Consider the following 23,517-nt stretch of genomic DNA (forward strand, 5'->3'; position numbering starts at 1 on the left):
TGGCGCCATGCCGCATCGCGACCCGCGCCGCACGGAGCAGCCTTGGCGATCCTGACCTTTGCGTTCCGCATGCGCTGGGCGATTCTGGTCTTGCTTGTCCTGGTCGCGGCGGCGGGCGGTGTTGCCGGCCTGCGAGGCCTTGCCCTGCCGCGCGAGGCGTTGGCCTTAGGCGCGGCGTCCTTCGCGCTCGCGACGGGTGTCGGCTTCGTTCATTTTCGTCACGCCGGCCTGGCGGGCATCGCGGCCATCGCCCCGGCTTTGGGGATGATCGCGGCGGGCGCCTTCGCGCGGCACCTGGCGCCGGGCGATTTGCTGGCGGTCTACGGCGTGGGCAGCGTCGCGGCGGCGCTGGCCGGCGGCGAGATCGTGCGCCGCATACTGGTCGAGGGCGCGGAAGACGCCGCGACGCTGTCGCTCGCGCGGCTGTTCGCGCCCACGCTGCTGGCCGCGGTCGCGGGCGCGGCCGTGCTGGCTGCGTGGCTGTTTCGCGGCGAACCGGCGCTCGCCCTGGATGCCGCGTGCGTGCTTCTTGCAAGCACTGTCTTCGGCGTCCTCGTCACGGCATTCGGCGCGTCGGTTCTTCCGTTCGGCGAAGGCTTCTTCACGGCGGCGAACCGCGTGCGGGAGCGGCGCGAGCACCTGTTGCGCACGCCAACCGCAATCGTCGAACCGCGCTGGGCCTTGAGCATAACCGGCATCGCGATCGTGATGGCCGTGCTCGGATGGTTCGGCGTCGCGCCGTTCCTCGCGCACGGCGCATGGATCGCTAAGCCCGCGTTCTGGGGCGCGTCGACCTTGGGTGTCTTCCTGTTCGCTTTCGCGGCAGGCCGGGACTGGCGCGAGGCGCTGGCCGCGACGGCGGCGCTCGCTGCGTTCGTCCTGCTGATCCTTTGGCTGTGGAGTCAGGCTCTCGGTCGTATTTCGCCGGCGGCGTTCGTCGAGATCGTGACGGCATCGAGCGCGGCCTATATGCCGATGCTGGCGCTCATGTCCGCGCGGCGGCGCTTCCTGGCGGCCGGCGACGAATCCGGCGTGGCGCGGCTGCGCGCGCTGGAGGAGCTCGGCGCATCGCCCTATTTCGCGGCGGCGGTTTCGGTGGTGGTCCTTCTGCCTTGGATCGTGCTGCACGGCTCGGCCGCCGTGCTGGCGGCGATGTTCGCATTGGCGGGTGTCGCGGCAATCGTCGTGCAGCCTGCCATCGCGACCGCGCTGGAAGGGTTCATCCCGCGCCGCCGCTCCTTGAACCAGCTTTACGGACGCGGCTAAGGCTCCGCCGCGGCCTGCGGCTTGGGCGGTTTCTCGAATTGCTCGATCAGCCGGTCGACGCCCTGGCCGATCTCCTGCCAGCGCGCCAGATGCTCGCGCTTGAAGCGATAGGACAGCGCCACGGCATGCGCGATCGGCCGGTCGCGCAGGCAGCTCGGGCTCGGGACTTCCGGGGACAGGCGGTCGCAGCGCAGCACCTGCAGCCCTTCCGGCGTCTGGCCGACGAACAGGTCCTGGTTGCGATAGCCGGAATCTTCGCGGAACGTATACTGCGTCAGCCCGAACGGCCCCGGCGTGCCGCGCGGATTGGAAATATAGGCGCTGTAGATGCGCGACAGCCTATCGGCCTCGGTCAGGTTCAGCTGCTCCTCGCGGATCAGCAGGAAGACCACCGGCGAGTCCGGCGTGTTGGCGGTGAAGTTGGATGCCTCCCAATTCGACCAGCCGGCCATGTCGGGAAGGATCGCGAACAGAGCGAGGTCCTTGCGCGTGCCGCCCTGGCGGGCGCTTTCGAACTGCAGGTAGTTGGCGGGAACCCAGAGCTTCAGATCGTGGACGCGCAGGGCGATGAGATCGCCGCGCGAGGTCGGCGCGACCTGTTCCTCCAGGAAATTCGGCGCCGTCGGGGCGAGATAGTAGAGCAGCACCAGCGCCGACAGCGCCGCCGTCACCAGGAAGACGCCCAGTGGGATCAGCCAGCCGGAGCGTTTGCGGATCGTGCCGTCGGTATCGGAATACGTCATCTTCAAGTCCAGGCCCGACTCGGACGAGTCGTGCCGGCTATCCTTAACATAGAGGTCGCAACGATCCGTCGGGTGCGGCGCGGCCTGCGCCAAATTGTTTCGCGGCGTGGCGCGGAAGCCGCGCCGCATGGCGCATTATCCGGAACCGCTGTTCCGCAGTCGGACGCATCGAAATGGCACAGCGGATGCGCAATTCGGCGTCAATCGCGAGGCACGGTGCCTGCATCCGTCGCTCCTGGCGGTTCCACTGGGGCGAAGATTGTATCGGGATATCTTTTTGGTCGCGTTCGCGACACTCGCGGGGTTCACCGCCTCGGGCATTCTCGCCAACCTCTACCGGATGGTCGCCAAGAAGCCGGAGACGCTGGGCGGCCGGCTCGGCTATGCCGCCGTCATGGTCATCGCGGGGCCGAACGTGCTGTTCGAGAACGCGGCGACCTCGTTCCGCGCCAAGGATTGTTCCAGCTTCGCGTTCTGGCTGGCCGCCTCGATCTCCGCCTATTGGAGCTTCGGCCTGGGCATGATCGTGATCGAGATCGGGCTGTCGGTCTGAACGAGGTGTCATGGCCCCACGGCCATGACACCTCGCAGGCATTGTCGCTTCAGAGCACCGTCAGCATGCCCGCGACCAGCGGGTGGCGCACGATGTCGGCGTCGGAGAGGCGTACGACCGAGATTTCCGGCACGCGTTCCAGCCGCTCGGCGATGTCGCCCAGGCCCGACATGCCTTTCAGCAGGTCGGTCTGGTCGGGGTCGCCGGTGAGCACCATGGTCGAGCGCCAGCCCAGGCGCGTCAGCAGCATCTTGAGCTGGGTGTAGGTGCAGTTCTGCGCCTCGTCGATCACGACATAGCAATCGCTGAGCGTGCGGCCGCGCATATAGGCGACGGGCGCGATCTCGATCACGCCGTCGGCGAGCAGGGCCTTGAGGCGCTTGGTGCCGAGCCGTTCGGTCAGCGCGTCGTAAAGCGGGCGCAGATAGGGCGCGAGCTTTTCGTTGAGATCGCCCGGGAGGAAGCCGAGATTCTCGCCGGCCTCGACCGCGGGACGCGACAGCACGATGCGGCCGCAGCGCCCGGCTTCGAGCGCTTCAACGGCTTTGGCGATGGCGAGATAGGTCTTGCCGGTTCCGGCCGGGCCGAGCGCCAGGACGACGGAGCGCTCTTCGATGGCGTCGAGCAGGATCTGCTGCGTCGCGCTCATCGCGCGGATGTTTTTTACGTATTTGCGGTCGCGGACGTCGTCGTCGCCGCGCGGATTCCAGCCGCCGCGGGAAGGGAAGGGGTGAACGTTTTCGGATTCCTGAAAGTCGCGAGCTTTGTAACGCGCGGAACGCTTGGCCATGGAGACTCCCTGGTCAGGAACGAGATACTTGGGTTGACGGAGATATCGGCGTGCGTGGAAGGGCGGACTTCGGTGCCCGGGTATTTTGGGAATGAAGTGCAAAGCTGCACTAAATCCGGCCCCCTCTATGTCGAATCACGCTCCGACAAGAAAAGCGTAGCAGCGTTTGTGCGACGGCGATGTGAAATCTGTGGATTGTTGCGTTCGGTTACGTCCGCATATGGCCCGCGATCGAGACGATCGCGTCGACCAGATCGATCAGCCGTGCCGCATATTGTTCCGGGATCGCGAGCCGCGCGTCGCCGCCGAGAAAGGCGCTTTCCAGCGTGTCGAGCAGCGCGACCAGGCGCAGGTGATGGATGCCGAGCGCGCTCTGGATCGGATCGGTGACGACACCGGCGAAGGCCGCCGCCGTAGCGCTCGCCGCCAGCACCGCGCCGGTCACGCTGAAGGCCGCGAAACCGCCGATCTTGGCGCCCAGCGCCTGCGCCAGCGCGGGCCCGAGCGTGAGGAACCCCGGCGTCGCCTGGTGCAGCAGCGCACCGCCCGCCGCCATCGTCACGCCGGCGCTGACCACTTCGCCGGCCGCGCCGCGCGCGTTCAGATAGATCGCCACCTGTTGGGCCAGCTTCTCGTCCATCATCAGGCGCTGCTGCTCGCCCCACGGACCGTTGAGCGCGCCGAGCGCGCCGTCGAGGCGGCTGTCGCCGAGAATCTCGACCGCCAGCGCGTCGTGGAAACTCGGCTCGCCGAAGCCGGTATAGGGAAGTTCCAACAGATCGACGATCAGGTGGCGCTCGATCTCGACCGTTACGGTGGTGCGGAAGAAGAGTTCGCGGGCGCGCAGGCGCGCCGCTGTTTCCTTCCGCCCCGCCAGCTTGAGCACGGACGCGGCGGCGTTCAGGCCGAGCTGCGGCCCGGCCAGCGCGGCGTTCAGCGGCGCGCGCCACAGATCGTGGCCGAAGGCGTTGCGATGGGTTTCCAGCGCGCCCTTCAGCGAGAAGGTACGCTCGACGAAAGCGGGCACGCGGCTGCGCCGCTTGCGGAAATAGGTGCGGATCGAATCCTCGACGATGCTGTGCGCGATCGCGTGGTCGAGGGCCGGCAGTCTCGAAGCAGGAGCCATGACGCCAGTATGCCCTTCAAGCCTCGCCTTCGCAAAATTGTCCTGCCACAATGGCGGCGCAATCCTGTCACGGGACTTTCATGCCGATCTACGCGCTGGACGATGCGACGCCCGACCTTCCGCCCGAGGGCGACTATTGGGTCGCGCCCACCGCCGTCCTGATCGGCAGGGTGCGGCTGCTGAAGGGCGCCAGCGTCTGGTGGGGCAGCGTCCTGCGCGGCGACAATGACTGGATCGTGATCGGCGAGAATTCCAACATCCAGGACAATTCGGTGATCCACACCGATCCGGGCCAGCCCGTGACCGTGGGCGCCAACTGCACAATCGGCCATCGCGTGATCCTGCATTCGACCACGATCGGGGACGGCTCGCTGATCGGCATGGGCTCGACCCTGCTCAACCGCACCCGCATCGGGGCGAACTGCCTGGTCGGCGCCAATTCGCTGGTGACCGAGGGCAAGGAATTCGAGGACGGCTCGATGATCCTGGGCGCTCCGGCGCGGCGCGCGCGGGCGCTGCTGGAGGAGGAACTGGCGGTGCTGAAGCTGGGCGCCGCGAGCTATGTCTACAACCACCAGCGCTACAGGACCCAGCTGCGGCCGGCGTGACGGTCAGCCGGCCTTGGCGATCACGTCGTGCTGGGCGGTCCACACGCGGCGGATGCGGGTGTCGGCTTCGGGGCCGAAATTGAACCAGGCGGCCTTGTTGTGCGTCGCGTCGACGATGAACAGCATGTCCATCTTGCCCAGCTTCTGGACGAGGGCGTTGCGGATCTGGTTGATCGGCTGGTCGCTGATCAAGAGCCAGGCCTGCGGCATCAGCGGATAGGCCGGCCCCATGTTCATGATCTCTTCCTCCAGACCGGAGATCGAGCGCGACTTCATGTCGGCGACGACGACGAAACGGCCGCGCTCGCCGGTGCGCGGCTCGTCGTTGCTGCGCCCGAAGGTCGGCGAGATGGTGTCGTCCTCGCTCTCGACGCCGCTGGCGGTGACGAATTTGCCGGTCGCCGAGGGCGCCGGCGCGTTGGCGGGCGCGAAGAACCGCGCCAGCATGGGATAGGTCCCGGCGGCGCGGAACTGGCTGTTGCCCGCCGGCGCCACGAGCGAATGCGCCGCCAGCCGTCCCTCGCCGACGAAGGCCTGGAGCTGCTGCTCGGTATAGGGGCCATAGGTTTGGCCCCCCGCGTTGATGGTCCAGTTATCCGACATGAGAACTTTCCGTTGCTGCCGAAAAGTTACGTTCAAATGGTTACGCAAGCCTTGCCGCCGCCGGGCGGCCACGGGACAGTTGGGCCGGAAAACAAGGAAAACGCGCCATGGCGGATTACGAATTCTGCAAGGTCGAGCGGGAGGGGCGGCTGACGGTCGTCACCCTGAACCGTCCGGAGGTGATGAACGCGCTGCACGGCCCGGCCCATGCCGAGCTGGCGGAGGTGTTCGACGCCTTCGCCGCCGATCCGGAACAATGGGTGGCGATCGTGACCGGCGCGGGCGGGCGCGCCTTTTCCGCCGGCAACGACCTGAAGGTCACCGCGGCCGGCGGCGGCAGCGCCGGAACCGTCCTGCCGCGCCATCCGAGCGGCTTCGGCGGCCTCGTCTCGCGGTTCGATCTCGACAAGCCGCTGATCGCGGCGGTGAACGGCATCGCGATGGGCGGCGGCTTCGAGATCGCGCTGGCCTGCGACATCATCCTGGCGGCGGACACCGCCGTGTTCGCCTTGCCCGAGCCGCGTGTCGGCTTGGCGGCGCTGGCCGGCGGCCTGCACCGGCTGCCGCGCGAGATCGGCGCCAAGCGGGCGCTCGGCATGATCCTGACCGGACGGCGGGTCGGCGCGGCGGAAGGCAAGGAACTCGGCTTCGTCAACGAGGTCGTTCCGGCGGCGGAGCTGATGACGCGGGCCAAGGCGCTGGCGACGCAGATCATGGAGCTGTCGCCGATGTCGGTGCGCGCCTCCAAAGAGGCGGTCTATCGCGGGCTGAACGAGGCTTCGATCGCCGACGCGCTCAAGAACCAGGGCACCTATCCGGCGGTGGCGGCGATGTTCCGGAGCGAGGACCTGCGCGAGGGGCCCAAGGCCTTTGCCGAGAAGCGCGCACCGCAATGGAAGGGCAAGTAGCGGCGCATGCAAACGAAAACCCCGCGCCGGCGAAGGCGCGGGGAGCTCGTCCCGTCATCGAACGATGACGTTCAGTCCACGAATTCCCATTCGTGATGGCGGCGGCATACCGTGCCGTTGTGCTCCAGCCGGTCGCCGTGGCGCCACACCACCTGGGTGAAGTCCCGGCAGCGATGGCCGTCGCGGCGATATTCGCTGGTCACGACGATATAGCCGTGGCCGCCATGGCGGCCGGTCCATTCGTAGCGGCGGCCGATGTCGCCGTCGAACGCGTCTTCATAGGCGCGGCCGGCATAGTCGCGATCGTCGCAGTCGATGTCGCGGCTGAGCGCGTTGCCCGCCAGGCCGCCGAAGATGGCGCCGCCGGCGATCGCCAGGCCGTTGCCATGGCTCGCCACGCCGCCGAGCACGCCGCCCGCGATGGCGCCGAGCACCGTGCCGCCCGTATGGTCGCTGTGGCAATCGTCGGCCCAGGCGGCGCTGGTGCCGAAACTCAATGCCAGCAATGCGGCGCCGGCGATCAATCCAGATGTCTTCAACATATCGTCCTCTCCTATTTTGGGGCCGGCCCGTCGGACCCGCCCCTTGCGTCGAAGCCGGTTATGCCCGTCCGGCATGAACCCCGCCTGAACAGAATAGGGCAGAATCAGGACAGTATGGACAGGGCTGCCGGGAAAACCTTCAATGGGCCGGATTGTTCCCTTCCGGGACGGAGCAGGTCGTTTGATTGCCATGCACAGAATCGGGCGCGCCGCCGGGCTCGCGCTCCTGGCCGTCGTTTTGTGCCTTTCCGGCTGCGGCAAGGCGCCGGAGAAGCATGCCGCGGGGCGCAAGGGCGTCTCGCTCGGCGGCGAGGCCGTGCCGCTCGGAAAACTGCCGCGCGATGCCGTGCCGGAGCGCTACCGCGTCGCGCTCCGCATCGATCCGCGGACCGACCGCTTCGCCGGCCATGTCGAGATCGACGTGCTGTTCCCCAAGCCCCGGCGCGCGCTCTTCCTGCACGGCCAGGACCTGAACGTCTCGGGCGTGACGGTGCGGCTGAAATCGGGGCAGAGTTTCGCGGCGCATTACGACCAGGTCGATCCGTCCGGCGTGGCGCGGCTCATCTTCGTCGACAAGGTGCCGGCCGGCGAGGCGACGCTGATCTTCGATTATGACGCGCCGTTCAACCGCTCGCTGTCGGGACTCTACAAGGTCGTCGATCGCGGCGATTCCTATGCCTTCACCCAGTTCGAATCGACCGACGCGCGCCGCGCCTTCCCCTCGTTCGACGAGCCGGGCTTCAAGACGCCGTTCGACGTGACCGTGATCGCGCCCAAGGGCATGCGGGTCATCGGCAACACGCCGATCGTCGCCGCCGCGCCGGCCGCGCACGGCATGGTCGACACCGTGTTCCAGACGACGAGGCCCCTGCCGACCTATCTCGTCGCGCTGGCGGTCGGCCCGCTCGACGTGGTCGACGGCGGCACCGCGCCGCCCAACGCCTATCGCGCGCACCCGCTGCACATCCGCGGCATCACCGCCCGCGGCAACGGCAAGCGCATCGCCTATGCGCTGGCGCTGACGCCCAAGATCGTCGTCGCGCTCGAGAATTATTTCGGCATCGGCTATCCGTTCCAGAAGCTCGACATCCTGGCGGTGCCGGATTTCGCGGCCGGGGCGATGGAGAACGCCGGCGCCATCACCTTCCGCGAGCGCCTCCTGCTCATCGATCCGGATTCCTCGCTCGACCAGAAACGCGGCAGCCTGACGGTGCAGGCGCACGAACTGGCGCATCAATGGTTCGGCGATCTGGTCACGCCGGCCTGGTGGGACGACATCTGGCTGAACGAATCCTTCGCCAATTGGGCGGAATACAAGGCGTCTTCGGCGGTGCTGCCGGAGATGGATTTCTCGACCGACACGCTGCGCGGCGGCCTCGACGTGATGGATCTCGACGAACTGCCTTCGGCGCGGCAGATCCATCAGCCGATCGGCAACACCGACGATCTCGCCAATGCCTTCGACGCGATCACCTACGACAAGGGTGCGTCGGTGCTGCGCATGTTCGAGAATTATGTCGGGCCGCAGGACTGGCAGCGCGGCATCCATGCCTATCTGACGAAATTCGCGCGCGGCAACGCGACGGCGCGCGACTTCATCGGCACCATCGCCGCGACCACGGGACATCCCGAGATCGTGGCGGCGTTCGGCGATTTCATCGACCGTTCGGGCGTGCCGCTGCTGAAGGTCGCGCCGAGCTGTACGCCGCCGACGCTCAGCTTCGCGCAGTCGGCCTATGCGCCGTTCGGATTCGCCGCGCCGCTACGGACCTGGCGCGTGCCGGTCTGCGCGCTGGACGGCGCGTCGCGCGCGTGCCGGATCGGGGAGGGCGCGCGTTTCACGCTGCCCCTGACGGGCGCCTGCACCGAGATGGCGCTGCCGAACGCCGATGGTGCGGGCTACTACCATTTCGCCCTGGACGAAGCCGATTGGCGCAAGCAGATCGCGCTGGCACCCAAGCTGGACGCCGCGGCCCAGATCACGCTGCTGGGCAACATCTTCGCCGGCCTGCGCGACGGCCAGGCCCGCGCGGCCGATGCGTTCGACCTCGTCCACGCGCTGGCGCCGACCGCGCGCTGGGACGTGCTGCGCAGCCTGGTCAAGCGGCTCCAGCCGCTGCGCCAAAGCCTCGCGCCGGCCGATCTTCCCGCCTATCGCGCGTTCCTCAGCCGCAACTTCCTGGCGCGCTTCAAGGCGGCTGGCGTTTCGCCGAAGAAGAGCGAGAAGCCGGCGGACGCCTTCGCCCGGGCAGCCCTCGCGACCTTGCTCGTCACCGAGGCGCACGATCACGACGCCATCGCGATGCTGGCGCTGCCGATCGCGGTGTCGCAGGCGCCGGGCGAGGGGCGGTGGCAGTCCCTGGCGCCGGAAGTGCGCGCCGAGGCGCTGCGGGCGGCGCTGTTGTCCGACAAGGGCTTTGCCGACGCGCTGATCGCGATATTCCAGACCACGAACCAGGAACAGGTGCGGCGCGACGTCGTCTATGCCTTCGCCGGCAGCGACGATCCGGCGGTGGTCGGCAAGCTCCTGGCGCTGGCGCCCGCGAAGATGCGGATCGGCGAACTGCGCTATCTGAGCGAATTCATGCCGGAGGAGACGGTGGCGCGCGAGGCGCTGTGGTCCTATGTCGGGGCGCATTTCGATGCCTTCGCGCAGCGCGTGAGCCTGCGCGGCATGGGCAACATGGCGGGCATCCTTCGGGGCGCCTGCGATGCCGGCGCGCACACCCAGACCGAGGTGTTCCTGCAGGACAAGCTTGGCGGCGCGCTGGGCGTGGCGCGGCGAGCGGCGCACACCGAAGAACAGATCGACCGCTGCGTCGCGCTGCGCAAGAACGCCGGCGCCGACATCGCCGCGGCGCTGGCGGTGGCGAAGTAGGGACGGGCTCGGCCGACGCTTCAGTCGTCGAAATGCCAATAGCCGTCGCGGCCGTAGCAGGCGCTGCCGTCGTGGTGGAATTCCTCGCCATGGCGCCAGGTCACGCTGGTGAAGGCGCGGCAGCGCAGCCCGTCCTCGCTGTATTCGCGCGTCGGCGTGAAATAGCCGTAGCTGTCGCCATGGCGCCATTCATAGCGCCGGCCGATGTCGCCGTTCAGGCCGTCGGCATAGACGTTGAAGGCATAGCGCTGGTCGTCGCAATCGATGTCGTGCGTCACGGCGTGGCCGAACAGCCCGCCCAAGAGGACGCCGCCGACGATGGCGGCGGGATTGCCGTGGCTGGCCGCGCCGGCGATCAGTCCGCCGCCGGCGGCGCCGAACACGGTGCCGGCCGCGTTGCCGGCATGACAGTCGCGCTCGTAGTCGCCCTCGTGGTAATAGCGCGGCGGCGGAGGCGGCGGGCCGTCATCGTCATCCGGCGGCGGACGATCGGCATCGGTGAAATGCTGGTAATGCCCGTTGCGGTCGTAATAACCGTCATGGTCGGTGCGGCTGTAATAGCCTTGCGGATCGGGGCCGTCGGACGGGTCGGCGAGGGCGCCGTCGACGCTCATCGCGATCGCGGCAGCGGCTGCCAGAAGAAGGATTTTCGTCCGCATATGCATCTCCATGGCAAACGCCCCGCGCGACGGATACGCCGGAGGACCGGATTTGTTCCGCAACCGCCGGCGCGCCCCGCGCGTCAGCCGCCGAATGCAACCGCGTGCATGATGCGGCCGGGCAGGAAGGTGAGCGCTCCCGCGATCAGCATGCCGCCGACATAGAGCCCGATCATCGCGCGCTTGTGCAGGGCGACATTGTGCGTCCAGGCGCCGCGCAGCGCGCCGACCACGGCGAACAGCGTCAGCGGCACCAGGAGATGGATCGGGCTCAAGCCCCAGAACGGGCTATGGGGCATGAGCTGGTGGACGAACAAGGTCGTGACCGCCGTGACGCTCATCAGCACGAGGTAGAGATAGCCGAACGCGCGATGCAGCGCCGAGCCCTTGCGGCTGACGAAAATCAGGAAAGTGCCGATCAGGAAGGCCGGAACGACGGTGGCGACATGAATCTGCACGGCCGGCGGCGTATGCAGCAGCGGCTCCAAGGTCATGGCAGGCCCCGTCTTCTTACGACGTAAATAATCTGGGTGGCGCCGGTCGCCGTTTCAAGACGCCGAACGATCGGGCGGCCTCAGTATGTCCGCGCCTTGGGTGGGATGTATTCGACTTCGTTGGTCAGCGTGTAGGTGTGCACCGGGCGGTAGTCGAGCTTGGTCCACCCGGTCTTGATATCGAGCCAAGCCAGGGTGCGCTTCATCCAGTTCTGGTCATCGCGAGCGGGGAAATTCTCGCGCGCATGCGCCCCGTGGCTCTCATGCCGGCCGATCGCCGCTCAAACATGCGCGACGAAAGGTGACGGAAAGCAACGAGCGGAAGATCAGACCTTTAGGATGTGTCGCATCCAGTTCATGGCCCGCAACACCGGCGATTTCCTTTTAGATGGCTCCGCATAGCGCTGATCGCGACGAAATCGGCCATTTTCCTTGACAAAAGCGATGTCGACCTGCCCGAGCGCCCCATCGAGCGGACGGCCCCAGCCGTCGAACATGTCATAGGCGACAAACCCTCTCTCGGCCATGTAGCTGACCACCTCGTGAAGCACCGGCTGCTTCAACCCGAAATTGAAGAGCGACACTTCGAGGATCGCGACCTCGACTTGGTCGAGAATGCCGCTCGCGCCATCGAGAACCTGCAGTTCGGTGCCCTGCGTGTCGATCTTGAGCAGGATCGTCCCGGCTATCTTGTGTTCCCGCGCAAGCGCGTCGAGCCGGCGAACGGCAACATTTCGGGAATTCGACGCCGCTTCAGAATTAGAGCTTTCCGCCAACGTGGCGCCGTGCATATCCGCCAATTGCGGGCTGTAGTGTATCGTCAAAGTCGATTCCGATCCGCCCGCAGCGACCGGCTCGACGTCGGCCCTATAGTGCTCGCTTATCCACCGAAGTGCGCCGGAGAACTCGCTCATCGGCTCTACCAGCAGATAACGTGCCTTTGGAAAGTTGGTGTAGATGTCTAAGGTCCCATCGGCGACGCCGACGTCGATGACCCATTCCGGCTCGAAGCCGAGAGCTTTCAGGTGGCGACAGAACTCGGACTTCGATGCATGAAGCGGCAGCGTTTCGCGAAAACGAAGCCCAAACCATCCGACGGCGATCCTCAGTCTGTGCTTAAGTAGTGGGTTCATTGGTCCGGATTGGGGCAATATTGGAAGGCAAGATCGCATACGAGAGAAGCATTTTATCGCCGCTGATGGAATGGGAGACTCGGGGAATTCAAGCCGCGGAGACACAGTCGCAAGATGGGGCCCCGGTGCTTCGTCGCAATGAAGCCAACGCATCGAATGGCTTACTGCCTGCCACCAGACACGTCGGCGCAACGCGCGTCGGGTGACGAGTTTCCGATGGCGACCGGTGCCGCTACAAGGTCGACATGGACACAGGTGCCGCTCCCGAGCAGGTCAATGACGGAAAACAATCGGCACCGGGCTGGCTCGCAATAGCCGGCCGAAAGGCGTCTGACGGCCTGACATGACTTGCCAGAGATTCGGAGCGAATGTCTTGGCCGCCATCGTTAATACGTCCGCGCCTTGGGTGGGATGTATTCGACTTCGTTGGTCAGCGTGTAGGTGTGCACCGGGCGGTAGTCGAGGCGCGCCACGCCGGTCGCCGGGTCGAGCCACGACAGCGTGTGCTTCATCCAGTTCGCGTCGTCGCGGGTGGGGAAGTCCTCGCGGGCGTGCGCGCCGCGGCTTTCGTGGCGCACCACCGCGCCTTCGATGGTGACGATGGCCTGCTGGATCAGATTCTCGAATTCGAGCGTCTCGACGAGGTCGGTGTTCCAGATCAGCGAGCGGTCGCTGACCTTGATGTCCTTCAGCCGGCCGTAGATCTCGTCGATGTTCTTCTGGCCGCTCTTGAGCGTGTCGCCGGTGCGGAACACGGCGGCGTCGGCCTGCATCGCCTTCTGCATGGCGAGGCGCAATTCGGCGGTCGGCGTGCCGCCCTTGGCGTTGCGGTATCTGTCGAGCCGCGCGATGGCTTCGTCGCCCGCGCCCTTGGGCAAATCGTGATGGCCGGTGACGCCCTTGAGCGACTCGCCGGCATGCACGCCGGCCGCCTTGCCGAACACCACCAGATCGATCAGCGAATTGGAGCCGAGCCGGTTGGCGCCGTGGACCGAGACGCAGGCCGCTTCGCCCACCGCCATCAGGCCGGGGATCGGGGTGTCGGGGTCGCCGTTCTTCAGCGTCAGCGCGTCGCCGGTGTAGCGGCAGGGAATGCCGCCCATGTTGTAATGCACCGTCGGCAGCACCGGGATCGGCTCCTTGGTCACGTCGACGCCGGCGAAGATGCGCGCGCTCTCGGAGATGCCGGGCAGCCGCTCATGGATGATCTTCGGGTCGAGATGCGACAGATGCAGGTAGATGTGGTCCTTGTTCGGGCCGACGCCGCGGCCTTCGCGGATCTCGATCGTCATGGCGCGGCTGACCACGTCGCGCGACGCGAGGTCCTTGGCGTTGGGCGCATAGCGCTCCATGAAGCGCTCGCCCTGCGAATTGGTGAGATAGCCGCCTTCGCCGCGCACGCCTTCGGTGATCAGCACGCCGGCGCCGAAGATGCCGGTCGGATGGAACTGCACGAACTCCATGTCCTGCAGGGGCAGGCCGGCGCGCAGCACCATGGCGTTGCCGTCGCCGGTCTGGGTGTGGGCGCCGGTGCAGGAGAGGTAGATGCGGCCATAGCCGCCGGTCGCCAGGATCACCTTGTGGGCGCGGAAGCGGTGCAGCGTGCCGTCGTCCAGGTTCCACGCCATCAGGCCGACGATGGCGTCGCCGTCCTTGATCAGGTCGAGCGCGAAATACTCGATGAAGAAGTTCACCTCGTGCTTCACGCACTGGCCGTAGAGCGTGTGCAGGATGGCGTGGCCGGTGCGGTCGGCGGCGGCGCAGGTGCGCTGCGCGATGCCCTTGCCGTAATTGCTCGTCATGCCGCCGAAGGCGCGCTGGTAGATCTTGCCTTCCTCGGTGCGGCTGAACGGCACGCCGAAATGTTCGAGCTCGTAGACGGCTTCCGGCGCGTTGCGGCAGAGATATTCGATGGCGTCCTGGTCGCCCAGCCAGTCCGACCCCTTGACGGTGTCGTACATGTGCCAGCGCCAGTCGTCCTCGCCCATATTGCCGAGCGCCGCGGAGATGCCGCCCTGCGCGGCCACGGTGTGGCTGCGGGTCGGGAAGACCTTGGTGATGCAGGCCGTCTTGAGGCCCTGGCGGGCGCATTCCAGCGTGGCGCGCAGCCCCGCGCCGCCGGCGCCGACGACGACGACGTCAAAGGTGTGGTCGACGATGGTGTATCCGGCGGTCATACGATGGGTCCAGCGATGCGGAGCAGGGCATAGAGGCAGGCGGCGATGACGGCCAGCGAGAAGCCGCGCACCAGCAGCATCAGCGAGAGCTTCTGCCAGGAGACGTAGAAGTAATCGTCGATCACGACCTGCATGCCCAGCGCCATGTGATAGACCGCGATGACGACGAAGGCCGCCATCAGGATCGCGTTCAAGGGCTGGGACAGGAAGGCCAGCGTCGCCGCCTCGTGCGCGCCGACCAGGCCCAGCACCGAGACCGCGAACCAGATCGCCAGCGGGATCAGCGCCGCGGCGGTGATGCGCTGGCGCCAGAAATGCGTCACGCCGGAATGGGCGGAGCCGAGGCCCTCGACCTTGTGCAGCGGGGTTTCGAGGCTCACTGGTAGTATCCCCCATAGCCGCCATAGGCGAGCGCGAAGAACGCGGCGGCGACCAGGATCGAGGCCGCGATCACCAGGATCGAATTGGTCTGCGCCGTCTCTTTGGAAAAGCCGAAGCCCATGTCCCAGGCCAGATGGCGAAAGCCGTTGAGCAAATGGAAGGCGAGCGACCACACGATCAGGAACAGGATGACCTGGCCGAGCGGCGTTCCGGCCAGATCGACGAATTCGCGGAACGATTCGGGCCCGCTCGCCACGGCGTAGAGCCACCAGGCCAGAAGCACGGTGCCGGCGGCCAGCCCCATGCCGGTGAACCGGTGGACGATCGACGTCGCCATGGTGACGGGCCAGTGATAGATCGTCACGAAAGGCGACAGCGGGCGCGGGCGCCGCGCGCTGTGCGGGTTATCCGCCATGAATTTCCTCGAAAAAGCGGGTATGCGAAGCGGGCCGGAGTGTAGGGCGGGGCGACCTTGTGTCAACCGGTTCGGCGCCCCGGAATCGGCAGGATTTCCGCGCCCTTTGCCCCCAGTGTTGCGCCTGTCCATTTTGTCACTTTGCAGTGCAGCATGGGTTGCGGCATTGTCCGGCATTGCGTTGGGGGCGTCCGCCGGACAATGAGCGAGTTGGGAAGCACCGTTGCGGGACTGCGCCCGTTTCGCTTCGCGCTTGCCGCCGCGCCGATCGCGCGGCCGCTCAACGAGATTCTCGGCGTTCTGCTCCTGACGCCCATCCTGCTGTCCGTCGCGGCCTGGAACGGCTTTCCGATCATCTTCTACGATACCGGCGCCTACATGCTGCAGGGCCTCGGGCATCTCTTCATCGCGGAGCGCTCGCCGATCTATTCCGCCTTCCTGGCGGCGAGCGGCGGCGCGCAGAGCCTGTGGCTGGTGGCGGCGGCGCAATGCCTGATCACCGCCTTCGTGATGGTGCAGTTCGCGCGCGCCATCCGGCCGCAAATGTCGCTGTGGGCGCTGCTCGCGATCGGCGCGGTGCTGTGCCTCACGACGGGGCTTCCCTGGTATGCCGCACAGATCGAGCCGGACTGCTTCGTGGCGGTGGCGCCGCTCGCGATCTACCTCTTGGCCTTTCATGGCGAGGGACTGGGGCCGGCGCGCAAGACGCTGCTCGCCGCCGCGGCCGCCATCGCCATCGCGTGTCACTCCTCCCATGTCGCGCTCGCCGCCGGCCTGCTCGTCGTGCTGGCGGCGATGCGTCTGGCGCCCGTCGCCTGGATCGAGGCCAACGCCTTGCCGCGGCCGCGCCTGGCGCTCGCGGTGACGAGTTTCGTGCTGGCGATCCTGTCGATCTATGCCGCCAACTACATCTTCACCCGGCACGTCTTCTTCAGCCGTTCGGGCATGGTCTTCCTGGAAGCGCGGCTGATGGAAGACGATCTGATCACGCCGGTGCTCGACACCGATTGCCCCAAGGCCGGCTACGCCATCTGCCCCTACAAGGACAAGCTGCCGGCGCATGCCGATAGCTGGCTGTGGATGGGCGGCATCACCAGTCCGTTCCACAAGGCCGGCGGCTTCGAGAAGCGCGGCAAGGAATCCGCCCTCCTGGTCGGCGAGAGCCTGAAGCGTTATCCGCTCGAAAACGCGATCGTGGCGCTGCAGGACGCGGCGCTGCAGTTCTTCTGGTTCCAGACCGGCGACGGGATCGTGCCGCAGGAATGGGTGCTCAACCGCGAGTTCAAGATCGCCATTCCGCAGCAACTCAGCGACTACGACCACGCTTATCAGCAGGAGGGCGCGATCTGGTTCCTGCCGATCAACCTGGTGCATGTGCCGATGGCGCTGCTGTCGCTGGCGGCGCTGTACCTGGTCCTGCGCAACGCCGTGCGGCGGCGCGACTGGCGCGGCAGCCTGCTGCCGGCCTTCGTCCTTCTGGCGCTGCTGGGCAACGCGTTCGTCTGCGGCGTGTTCTCCGGTCCGCATGGCCGCTACCAGTCGCGCATCATGTGGCTGCCGACCTTCGCCGTGGTGCTCGTCGCCTGGCCCCGGATCGAGGCCGAAGCGCGGCGCCGCCTGCGGCTGGATAGGCCCACCGCGTAAGTACTTTGGCGCCTTGCGGGGCCGGTCAGAATCCGTCACTTAATGGCCGCCATGGCCAGCAAAATCCGCATCGCTCCGTCGATCCTTTCGGCCGATTTTTCGCGGCTGGGCGAGGAGATCGAGGCGGTGCAAGCCGCCGGCGCCGATCTCATCCATGTGGATGTCATGGACGGCCATTATGTTCCCAACATCACGATCGGCCCGATGGTGGTGAAGGCGATCAAGCCGCACGCCACAAAGCCGCTCGACGTGCATCTGATGATCTCGCCGGTCGATCCCTATGTGCAGGATTTCGCGGACGCCGGCGCCGACGGCATCACCGTTCACACCGAGGCGGGGCCGCACATCCATCGCACGCTGCAACTGATCAAGAGCCTGGGCAAGCGCGCCGGCGTGGTGCTCAATCCCGGGACCCCGGTCGAGATGCTCGACAATCTGATGGACCTCGCCGACCTCATCCTGGTGATGAGCGTCAATCCCGGCTTCGGCGGTCAGACCTTCATCCATAGCCAGTTGAAGAAGATCGAGGTCATCGCGACGCGCATCGCGAAGACCGGCCGCGCCATCGATCTGGAAGTCGACGGCGGGATCAATCCGCAGACCGCGAAGCTCGCCATCGCGGCCGGCGCGAACATCCTGGTCGCGGGAACCGCGGTGTTCACCGGCGGGCCTTCGCGCTACGCGGCGAACATCGCCGCGCTCCGCGGCTGACGCCGTGGCGGACAGGGCGACGCCGTCACTTCCGCTCGGTCTTCTGCCCGAGGTTCTCCGCGCCCTGTTGCGCGTCTGGCTCCGCCCGATCCGCGTCTGGTACCGCCGGACCTGGCTCTATCGCCGCTTCCTGAAAGGTCCGCTGTCGGACCGCATCCTGTTTCATCCCTACGATGCGTTGCCGCGCCGGCTGGAAGACGCCGACGCGCTCTTGCGCGGGCGCTTCCGCTTCGCGGGCGAGACGGTCGAGGTGAAGGACGGTTCGGTGTTCGACAAGCCGATGCCGTCGGACGACTGGGCGCGCGCGCTGCACGGCTTCACCTGGCTGCCGCCCCTGGCGCTGGCCGGCGGCGAGGCATCACGGACCCTGGCGACCAACCTGATCAGCCAATGGCTCAAGCGCAATGCGCGCTATTCCGAGCCGGCCTGGTCGGCGGAGGTGATCGCGCGGCGGCTGATCCATATCTTCGCGCATGGCCGGCTGGTGATCGCCAATTCGGACCTGCTGTGGCGCTCGAAAGTCTTCGTCTCGCTGCGCGAGCAGTCGCGCATGCTGTCGCGCATCGCAAGCGAGGCGCCGGACGGCATGCCGCGCTTTGAGGCGGCGGCGGCCTTCGCGCTCTCCGGCGCCTGCCTCGGCGACAGCCAGCGCCGCCTCGAAGAGGGCCTGAAATGCCTGGAAGGCGAGATCGCGCGCCAGATCCTGCCCGATGGCGGGCATGTCAGCCGCTCGCCGGAGAACCTCGTCAATTGCTACCGCCTGATCGTGATGGTGATGGACGCGCTGGGCGCCGGCGGGCTCGACGTGCCGCATCCGGTCCGCAGCGCCCATGACCGCGTCGCGCCCGCGATCCGCTTCTTCCGCCATGGCGACGGCGCGCTGGCGCTGTTCAATGGCGGCGCGGAATCGGATTCGCGCATGATCGCCGGCCTGCTGGCGCGGGACGAAGTGCGCGGCCAGCCCTTCGCCTTCGCGCGCCATTCGGGCTATCAGCGGCTGGTGGCCGCGAAATCGCTGCTGGTGCTCGATTGCGGCGCGGTGCCGCCGGCCGCGTTCTCGACCGTCGCGCATGCCGGCTGCCTCGCCTTCGAGTTCTCGAGCGGCAACCAGCGCATCGTCGTCAATTGCGGCGCCGCCAACACGGCGCATCCCAAATGGGAGGGCGCGCTGCGCGCCACCGCGGCGCATTCCACGCTGGTGATGGATGACGCCTCGATGGCGGCGATCCTGCCGGCCGGGCTGGCGCGCCGCATGCTCGGCCCACGCCTGCTGCAAGGTCCGCGCGAGATCGTGACGCAGCGCAGAGAGACGCCGCAGGGCTGGAGCGTCGAGGCGAGCCATGACGGCTATCTGTCCCAGTTCGGCGTGCGCCACGAGCGGCAGGTCACGCTCGCGGCGAACGGGCTCACCCTCACCGGCGCCGACCGGCTGCTGCCCCGGGCGGAGAAGGGCCGCAAGGACACCGCCTTCGCCATCCGCTTCCACATCCATCCCGACGTGCGCATGTCGCCCAGCCAGGGCGGCGGCATCCTCCTGAAGCTCCCGAATGGCGAAGGCTGGCGGTTCCGCTCCGGCGGCGAGGTCGCCATCGAGGAAAGCGTCTATCTCGGCGGCGATCTGGTGCGGCGCACCGAACAGATCGTCCTGACCGGATCGGTCAAGGACCAGCCGGTCGAAACCGCCTGGGTGTTCGAGCAGATCGGGGCGGGGTAGGCGCCGCTTTGGCGCGTTGCCAGAGGGGAGGGGGCTTGCTAAACCCGAGGCCCGATATTTCCCGCCAGGACGGTCATGGTTCAGCTCACATTGCCCAAAGGTTCGCGGCCGACCAAAGGTAAGGTCTGGCCGGCGCCGAAGAACGCCAACGGCAAGAAGCCCAAGGGCACCAAGGAGTTCAAGGTCTACCGCTACGATCCCGACGGCGACGCCAATCCGCGCGTCGACACCTACACGGTCGATCTGGCGAGCTGCGGGCCGATGGTCCTGGACGCCCTCATCAAGATCAAGAACGAGATCGATCCGTCGCTGACCTTCCGCCGCTCCTGCCGCGAGGGCGTGTGCGGCTCCTGCGCGATGAATATCGGCGGCGGCAATACGCTGGCCTGCACCAAGGCGATCACCGACATTTCGGGACCCGTCGCGGTCTATCCCCTGCCGCACATGCCGGTGGCGAAGGACCTGGTTCCCGACCTCACCAATTTCTACGCGCAATACGCCTCGATCGAGCCGTTCCTGCAGACCAAGACGGCCGAGCCGGAAAAGGAATGGAAGCAGTCGCCGGAAGAACGCGCCAAGCTCGACGGGCTCTACGAGTGCATCCTGTGCGCCTGCTGCTCGACCGCCTGCCCGAGCTATTGGTGGAATTCGGAGCGCTATCTGGGACCGGCGGCGCTTCTGCAGTCTTATCGCTGGCTGGCCGACAGCCGCGACGAGCACACCGGCGAGCGGCTCGACAAGCTGGAGGATCCGTTCCGGCTCTATCGCTGCCACACGATCATGAACTGCACCAACACCTGCCCCAAGGGTCTCAACCCCGCCAAGGCGATCGGCGAGATCAAGCAGATGCTGGTGAAGCGCAGCGTATGACGCGGTGACGGCCCCCGCCCGGCGCCTGGTCGCGGCCATCGTCCTGGTCGCCTTCGGCTGCTCGTTGGGCCTGGCGTTGTTCTTCGGCCCGAACGGGATCGGGCTCTATCTGCTCTACCAGTTGCGCTGGCCGCTGATCGTCCTGGCGGCGATGATCGCCGCGACGATCTGGCAGCGCCGCCAGCACCCGCGACCGCCGGCGCCCAAGCCCAGGCCGACGCATCTGAAGATCGTGAAGTCGGACGAGACGCGGCATTAGGGCCGGTCGTTATCGGATTGAATCGCCAAAGGCCTCAGGCGAACGCGGCCGTCATTCCCGCCCGCATGCGCAGGAAGCGCCACAGCACCGCGCCGGCAACCTTGGCGAACGGGCCCTGCGGCGCGGCGCCGACCGCCTTCGCCACCATCTGCACCAGCTTCTGGATGTGATGGCGGCGGTAGATCGTGTTGAGGATGCCGGCCGCGACCTTGGCGTATTGCGCGCGCCGATAGGGCAGGCGCTCCGTCTCGCTCGCCGGAACATTGGCGCAGTAATAGGCGTAGGCGATCTCGTCGTCGTCGGATTCGGTGATGCGGCCGGCCGCCACCGCGAGCTTCTTCCACAAGGGCAGGTCGGGCTCATCCTGGGCGTGAAGAGTCTCGTAGAAGAGCTTGTAATGCCTGAATTCGTCGGCGGCGATGCGGCCGGCGATCTCCTTGAGGACCGGCTCCTCGGTCGCGTCCTTGATCGCGGTGTAATAGGTCGAGGTACCGCTCTCCACCACGCAGCGGGCGATCATCTCGCCGCGCCGGCTGCCGCGGATCGAGACGCCGTCCTCGTCCTGGAAATGCTCCGGCTTGTAGCCGGCGCGGAAGCGGGCGAACGCCTCGTCGACATTGTAGCTGGGGTCGGCCATCTCGGCCCAGCGCCCGAGGGCGCGGCCGTGCTGGCGCTCCTCGCCGCCCCATTGCTCGATGGCCTGATGCATCTCCGGTCCCGCATCCTTGAAGACGCGTTTCAGGTAGACGACATAATCGGGAGCATTCATCTCCACCAGGGCGGCCGCCTTGACCGCCGCGATCATCCGCGGCGCCGCCTTGGAGCGGTCGAAGGCGTCCCATCGGACGTCCTCCAGCTTCCAGCCCTGCTTGTATACGGTCGCTTCCGCCATGATTGCCCTACGGGTCCTTACGCGGTTCGATCCCCGTCAACGCAGTATATCAAATCCGGTTGCGCGGTGGGAACCCCGTGGGAGGGTCCCGCGGCCGCGAATCGCCCGCCACCCCCAAGATCAGAACGCGGCGCGGACCAACCTCAGGTCGTCGAGTTCCTCGGCGATCCGGGCTTTCTGGGCATCGCCGGTGGCCGCGATCAGGTCTTCCTCGGTGTCCTTGATGCGCTGGTCGAGCACCGGCAGGGCCAGTTCCGCCATCGGAATCGCTTCCTCGGCGAGCACGGTGATCTTCTCGGCGCCGATCTCGGCGAAGCCGCCGCGCACGAAGAAGCGGGTGTCCGTACCGTCCTTGAGGATATCGATCATGCCGGGGCGCAGGGTGGTGATCACCGGCGCATGGCCGGCCATCACACCCATATAGCCCTCGGTCGCCGGCACGGTGACCATGTCGGCGGTGTCGGAGAGCAGAAGCCGCTCCGGCGAGACGAGGTCGAAGGAAATCTTGTCTGCCATTCTAACTTCCCATCACTGTCATGGCCCGCGAATGCGGGCCACCCAGTTGAAACCGCCGCGATCTCGATTGCGTCGCGGCGAAACTCCTTCAACACAGTACCGGCGTCACCTGGATGGCCCGCATGCGCGGGCCATGACACCGGGCGGTATTACGCGTCCGCCGCCATCTTCTTGGCCTTGGTCACCGCGTCCTCGATCGTGCCGACGTTGTAGAACGCCTGCTCGGGCAGATCGTCGTGCTGGCCGTCGACGATCGCCTTGAAGGAGCGGATCGTGTCTTCCAGGCTCACGAACACGCCCGGAAGGTTGGTGAACACTTCGGCGACGTGGAAGGGCTGGCTGAGGAAGCGCTGGATCTTGCGCGCGCGCGCCACGACCAGCTTGTCGTCTTCCGACAGCTCGTCCATGCCGAGAATGGCGATGATGTCCTTCAGCGCCTTGTACTGCTGCAGCACTTCCTGGACGCGGCGGGCGACGGTGTAGTGCTCCTCGCCGATGACGTTCGGGTCCATGATGCGCGAGGTCGAGTCCAAGGGATCGACCGCCGGGAAGATCGCGAGCGCCGCGATGTCGCGCGACAGCACGGTGGTCGCGTCAAGGTGTGCCATTGAGGTGGCGGGCGCCGGATCGGTCATGTCGTCGGCCGGCACGTAGATCGCCTGCACCGAGGTGATCGAGCCCTTGTCGGTGGATGTGATGCGCTCCTGCAGCGCGCCCATCTCCGACGCGAGCGTCGGCTGGTAGCCCACCGCCGACGGGATGCGGCCGAGCAGGGCGGACACTTCGGAACCGGCCTGGGTGAAGCGGAAAATGTTGTCGATGAACAGCAGCACGTCCTTGCCCTCGACATCGCGGAAATACTCTGCCTGGGCGAGACCGGTCAGCGCGACGCGGGCGCGGGCGCCCGGCGGCTCGTTCATCTGGCCGTAGACCAGCGTGCACTTGGAGCCTTCGGTCGAGCCGTTGTTCTTCTTCGGGTCGATGTTCACGTTCGACTCGATCATCTCGTGATAGAGGTCGTTGCCCTCGCGGGTGCGCTCGCCGACGCCGGCCAGCACCGAATAGCCGCCATAGGCCTTGGCGATGTTGTTGATCAGCTCCTGCATGGTCACGGTCTTGCCGACGCCGGCGCCGCCGAACAGGCCGATCTTGCCGCCCTTGGTGTAGGGGCAGAGCAGGTCGATGACCTTGATGCCGGTGACGAGGACTTCGGCGGTGCCCGCCTGCTCGGCGAAGCTCGGCGCCTCGCGATGGATCGGCGCCATGTGGGTCTCGGCGATCGGGCCGGCTTCATCGATCGGCTCGCCGATCACGTTCATGATGCGCCCGAGCGTGGCCGGACCGACCGGCACGCGGATCGGCTTGCCCGTATCGGTGACTTCGGCGCCGCGCACCAGGCCCTCGGTCGCGTCCATGGCGATGGCGCGCACGGTGTTCTGGCCGAGATGCTGGGCGACCTCGAACACCAGACGGACCGGCTTGCCGGTCTTGGCGTCGACATTCATCGTCTCCAGCGCGTTCAGGATCGCCGGCAGCTCGCCGTCGAACTCGACATCGACGACGGCGCCGATCACCTGGGTGAGGCGGCCTTTGGCATTCGCAACGGTGGTGCCTGTAGCGGACATGTTCGATCTC

General features: G+C 66.9%; 25 protein-coding genes. 10 read left to right on the forward strand and 15 right to left on the reverse strand.

Annotation, left to right across the window (positions count from 1 at the left end):
* The first annotated feature begins 264 nt into the window (after nucleotides 1–264).
* A complete protein-coding gene (locus WDM86_06585; GenBank protein ID MEI9989688.1) occupies nucleotides 265–1,266 on the forward strand; it encodes a hypothetical protein in 1,002 nt (333 codons plus the stop codon).
* On the opposite strand, the gene WDM86_06590 is transcribed toward WDM86_06585, so the two are convergent.
* A complete protein-coding gene (locus tag WDM86_06590) occupies nucleotides 1,263–2,009 on the reverse strand; it encodes a hypothetical protein (GenBank protein ID MEI9989689.1) in 747 nt (248 codons plus the stop codon). The two genes, WDM86_06585 and WDM86_06590, sit on opposite strands and share 4 nt — an antisense overlap.
* A gap of 277 nt (nucleotides 2,010–2,286) precedes the next feature.
* On the opposite strand from WDM86_06590, the gene WDM86_06595 reads away from it, so the two are divergent.
* Nucleotides 2,287–2,562, forward strand: coding sequence for a hypothetical protein (locus tag WDM86_06595; GenBank protein MEI9989690.1), 276 nt, complete (start codon nucleotides 2,287–2,289; stop codon nucleotides 2,560–2,562).
* Nucleotides 2,563–2,611: 49 nt separating this feature from the next.
* Here WDM86_06595 and WDM86_06600 read toward each other — a convergent pair whose 3' ends face one another.
* Together WDM86_06600 and WDM86_06605 are read right to left on the reverse strand one after the other, a co-directional pair.
* On the reverse strand, nucleotides 2,612–3,352 hold the full coding sequence (locus WDM86_06600) for a PhoH family protein (GenBank protein MEI9989691.1): 741 nt from the start codon (nucleotides 3,350–3,352) through the stop codon (nucleotides 2,612–2,614).
* Nucleotides 3,353–3,560: 208 nt separating this feature from the next.
* The gene (locus tag WDM86_06605; GenBank protein MEI9989692.1) at nucleotides 3,561–4,478 is read right to left on the reverse strand and encodes a DUF6635 family protein; all 918 of its coding nucleotides are present in this window, start codon (nucleotides 4,476–4,478) and stop codon (nucleotides 3,561–3,563) included.
* Between the two features lie 80 nt (nucleotides 4,479–4,558).
* On the opposite strand from WDM86_06605, the gene WDM86_06610 reads away from it, so the two are divergent.
* Entirely contained in the window at nucleotides 4,559–5,086 is a 528-nt protein-coding gene (locus tag WDM86_06610; protein ID MEI9989693.1) for a gamma carbonic anhydrase family protein, read from the forward strand.
* Between the two features lie 3 nt (nucleotides 5,087–5,089).
* On the opposite strand, the gene WDM86_06615 is transcribed toward WDM86_06610, so the two are convergent.
* A complete protein-coding gene (locus WDM86_06615; protein ID MEI9989694.1) occupies nucleotides 5,090–5,689 on the reverse strand; it encodes a DUF4339 domain-containing protein in 600 nt (199 codons plus the stop codon).
* 107 nt (nucleotides 5,690–5,796) lie between these two features.
* Between WDM86_06615 and WDM86_06620 the strand changes: the two genes are divergently transcribed.
* Complete coding sequence (locus WDM86_06620) at nucleotides 5,797–6,597, forward strand: enoyl-CoA hydratase-related protein (GenBank protein MEI9989695.1); 801 nt, start codon at nucleotides 5,797–5,799, stop codon at nucleotides 6,595–6,597.
* 71 nt (nucleotides 6,598–6,668) lie between these two features.
* Here WDM86_06620 and WDM86_06625 read toward each other — a convergent pair whose 3' ends face one another.
* Nucleotides 6,669–7,139 carry a hypothetical protein gene (locus WDM86_06625; GenBank protein MEI9989696.1) on the reverse strand — a complete coding sequence of 157 codons (471 nt, stop codon included), beginning with the start codon at nucleotides 7,137–7,139 and terminating at the stop codon, nucleotides 6,669–6,671.
* A gap of 190 nt (nucleotides 7,140–7,329) precedes the next feature.
* Here WDM86_06625 and WDM86_06630 point away from each other — a divergent pair, with 190 nt between their 5' ends.
* Nucleotides 7,330–10,017, forward strand: a complete 2,688-nt coding sequence (locus WDM86_06630) for a M1 family aminopeptidase (protein ID MEI9989697.1) — start codon at nucleotides 7,330–7,332, stop codon at nucleotides 10,015–10,017.
* Between the two features lie 20 nt (nucleotides 10,018–10,037).
* On the opposite strand, the gene WDM86_06635 is transcribed toward WDM86_06630, so the two are convergent.
* The 7 genes from WDM86_06635 to sdhC form a co-directional block, all read right to left on the reverse strand.
* A complete protein-coding gene (locus WDM86_06635) occupies nucleotides 10,038–10,676 on the reverse strand; it encodes a hypothetical protein (protein ID MEI9989698.1) in 639 nt (212 codons plus the stop codon).
* 83 nt (nucleotides 10,677–10,759) lie between these two features.
* Complete coding sequence (locus WDM86_06640; GenBank protein MEI9989699.1) at nucleotides 10,760–11,170, reverse strand: DUF2306 domain-containing protein; 411 nt, start codon at nucleotides 11,168–11,170, stop codon at nucleotides 10,760–10,762.
* Between the two features lie 80 nt (nucleotides 11,171–11,250).
* Nucleotides 11,251–11,445 carry a hypothetical protein gene (locus tag WDM86_06645; protein ID MEI9989700.1) on the reverse strand — a complete coding sequence of 65 codons (195 nt, stop codon included), beginning with the start codon at nucleotides 11,443–11,445 and terminating at the stop codon, nucleotides 11,251–11,253.
* A 51-nt stretch (nucleotides 11,446–11,496) separates the two neighbouring features.
* A complete protein-coding gene (locus WDM86_06650) occupies nucleotides 11,497–12,303 on the reverse strand; it encodes an FkbM family methyltransferase (protein MEI9989701.1) in 807 nt (268 codons plus the stop codon).
* Nucleotides 12,304–12,689: 386 nt separating this feature from the next.
* Nucleotides 12,690–14,480 (reverse strand): succinate dehydrogenase flavoprotein subunit, encoded by a 1,791-nt coding sequence (sdhA, locus tag WDM86_06655; protein ID MEI9989702.1) that lies wholly within the window; start codon nucleotides 14,478–14,480, stop codon nucleotides 12,690–12,692.
* On the reverse strand, nucleotides 14,477–14,860 hold the full coding sequence (gene sdhD, locus WDM86_06660) for a succinate dehydrogenase, hydrophobic membrane anchor protein (GenBank protein MEI9989703.1): 384 nt from the start codon (nucleotides 14,858–14,860) through the stop codon (nucleotides 14,477–14,479). Before sdhD ends, sdhA begins: the two co-directional genes overlap by 4 nt.
* Nucleotides 14,857–15,276: a succinate dehydrogenase, cytochrome b556 subunit gene (gene sdhC, locus WDM86_06665; protein ID MEI9989704.1), complete on the reverse strand. Its 420-nt coding sequence runs from the start codon at nucleotides 15,274–15,276 to the stop codon at nucleotides 14,857–14,859. Before sdhC ends, sdhD begins: the two co-directional genes overlap by 4 nt.
* A 201-nt stretch (nucleotides 15,277–15,477) precedes the next feature.
* On the opposite strand from sdhC, the gene WDM86_06670 reads away from it, so the two are divergent.
* From WDM86_06670 to WDM86_06690, 5 genes are all read left to right on the forward strand, one after another.
* Entirely contained in the window at nucleotides 15,478–16,920 is a 1,443-nt protein-coding gene (locus tag WDM86_06670; protein ID MEI9989705.1) for a hypothetical protein, read from the forward strand.
* A gap of 51 nt (nucleotides 16,921–16,971) precedes the next feature.
* A complete protein-coding gene (gene rpe / locus WDM86_06675; protein MEI9989706.1) occupies nucleotides 16,972–17,631 on the forward strand; it encodes a ribulose-phosphate 3-epimerase in 660 nt (219 codons plus the stop codon).
* 4 nt (nucleotides 17,632–17,635) lie between these two features.
* Nucleotides 17,636–19,345, forward strand: a complete 1,710-nt coding sequence (locus tag WDM86_06680; protein MEI9989707.1) for a heparinase II/III family protein — start codon at nucleotides 17,636–17,638, stop codon at nucleotides 19,343–19,345.
* Between the two features lie 75 nt (nucleotides 19,346–19,420).
* A complete protein-coding gene (locus WDM86_06685; GenBank protein ID MEI9989708.1) occupies nucleotides 19,421–20,215 on the forward strand; it encodes a succinate dehydrogenase iron-sulfur subunit in 795 nt (264 codons plus the stop codon).
* 4 nt (nucleotides 20,216–20,219) lie between these two features.
* Complete coding sequence (locus WDM86_06690) at nucleotides 20,220–20,474, forward strand: hypothetical protein (GenBank protein ID MEI9989709.1); 255 nt, start codon at nucleotides 20,220–20,222, stop codon at nucleotides 20,472–20,474.
* A 34-nt stretch (nucleotides 20,475–20,508) separates the two neighbouring features.
* Here the strand turns inward: WDM86_06690 and WDM86_06695 are convergent, their stop codons facing one another.
* From WDM86_06695 to atpD, 3 genes are all read right to left on the reverse strand, one after another.
* Complete coding sequence (locus tag WDM86_06695; protein MEI9989710.1) at nucleotides 20,509–21,366, reverse strand: ferritin-like domain-containing protein; 858 nt, start codon at nucleotides 21,364–21,366, stop codon at nucleotides 20,509–20,511.
* Nucleotides 21,367–21,486: 120 nt separating this feature from the next.
* On the reverse strand, nucleotides 21,487–21,882 hold the full coding sequence (locus tag WDM86_06700) for a F0F1 ATP synthase subunit epsilon (protein MEI9989711.1): 396 nt from the start codon (nucleotides 21,880–21,882) through the stop codon (nucleotides 21,487–21,489).
* 149 nt (nucleotides 21,883–22,031) lie between these two features.
* Nucleotides 22,032–23,507: a F0F1 ATP synthase subunit beta gene (gene atpD / locus WDM86_06705; GenBank protein MEI9989712.1), complete on the reverse strand. Its 1,476-nt coding sequence runs from the start codon at nucleotides 23,505–23,507 to the stop codon at nucleotides 22,032–22,034.
* Nucleotides 23,508–23,517: the final 10 nt, after the last annotated feature.

Origin of the sequence: Rhizomicrobium sp. (genome assembly GCA_037200045.1) — a bacterium.
Lineage (GTDB): Bacteria > Pseudomonadota > Alphaproteobacteria > Micropepsales > Micropepsaceae > Rhizomicrobium.

Bases quoted from the DNA above. Each gene is read 5' to 3' on its own strand.
- WDM86_06590 (MEI9989689.1), bottom strand. From the start codon at position 2,009: ATGACGTATTCCGATACCGACGGCACGATCCGCAAACGCTCCGGCTGG.
- WDM86_06685 (MEI9989708.1), top strand. From the start codon at position 19,421: ATGGTTCAGCTCACATTGCCCAAAGGTTCGCGGCCGACCAAAGGTAAG.
- WDM86_06630 (MEI9989697.1), top strand. From the start codon at position 7,330: ATGCACAGAATCGGGCGCGCCGCCGGGCTCGCGCTCCTGGCCGTCGTT.
- sdhA (MEI9989702.1), bottom strand. From the start codon at position 14,480: ATGACCGCCGGATACACCATCGTCGACCACACCTTTGACGTCGTCGTC.
- WDM86_06615 (MEI9989694.1), bottom strand. From the start codon at position 5,689: ATGTCGGATAACTGGACCATCAACGCGGGGGGCCAAACCTATGGCCCC.
- WDM86_06620 (MEI9989695.1), top strand. From the start codon at position 5,797: ATGGCGGATTACGAATTCTGCAAGGTCGAGCGGGAGGGGCGGCTGACG.
- WDM86_06625 (MEI9989696.1), bottom strand. From the start codon at position 7,139: ATGTTGAAGACATCTGGATTGATCGCCGGCGCCGCATTGCTGGCATTG.
- WDM86_06640 (MEI9989699.1), bottom strand. From the start codon at position 11,170: ATGACCTTGGAGCCGCTGCTGCATACGCCGCCGGCCGTGCAGATTCAT.
- WDM86_06585 (MEI9989688.1), top strand. From the start codon at position 265: ATGATCGCGGCGGGCGCCTTCGCGCGGCACCTGGCGCCGGGCGATTTG.
- WDM86_06635 (MEI9989698.1), bottom strand. From the start codon at position 10,676: ATGCGGACGAAAATCCTTCTTCTGGCAGCCGCTGCCGCGATCGCGATG.
- rpe (MEI9989706.1), top strand. From the start codon at position 16,972: ATGGCCAGCAAAATCCGCATCGCTCCGTCGATCCTTTCGGCCGATTTT.
- WDM86_06670 (MEI9989705.1), top strand. From the start codon at position 15,478: ATGAGCGAGTTGGGAAGCACCGTTGCGGGACTGCGCCCGTTTCGCTTC.
- WDM86_06605 (MEI9989692.1), bottom strand. From the start codon at position 4,478: ATGGCTCCTGCTTCGAGACTGCCGGCCCTCGACCACGCGATCGCGCAC.
- WDM86_06700 (MEI9989711.1), bottom strand. From the start codon at position 21,882: ATGGCAGACAAGATTTCCTTCGACCTCGTCTCGCCGGAGCGGCTTCTG.
- WDM86_06650 (MEI9989701.1), bottom strand. From the start codon at position 12,303: ATGAACCCACTACTTAAGCACAGACTGAGGATCGCCGTCGGATGGTTT.
- WDM86_06695 (MEI9989710.1), bottom strand. From the start codon at position 21,366: ATGGCGGAAGCGACCGTATACAAGCAGGGCTGGAAGCTGGAGGACGTC.
- sdhC (MEI9989704.1), bottom strand. From the start codon at position 15,276: ATGGCGGATAACCCGCACAGCGCGCGGCGCCCGCGCCCGCTGTCGCCT.
- WDM86_06600 (MEI9989691.1), bottom strand. From the start codon at position 3,352: ATGGCCAAGCGTTCCGCGCGTTACAAAGCTCGCGACTTTCAGGAATCC.
- atpD (MEI9989712.1), bottom strand. From the start codon at position 23,507: ATGTCCGCTACAGGCACCACCGTTGCGAATGCCAAAGGCCGCCTCACC.
- WDM86_06610 (MEI9989693.1), top strand. From the start codon at position 4,559: ATGCCGATCTACGCGCTGGACGATGCGACGCCCGACCTTCCGCCCGAG.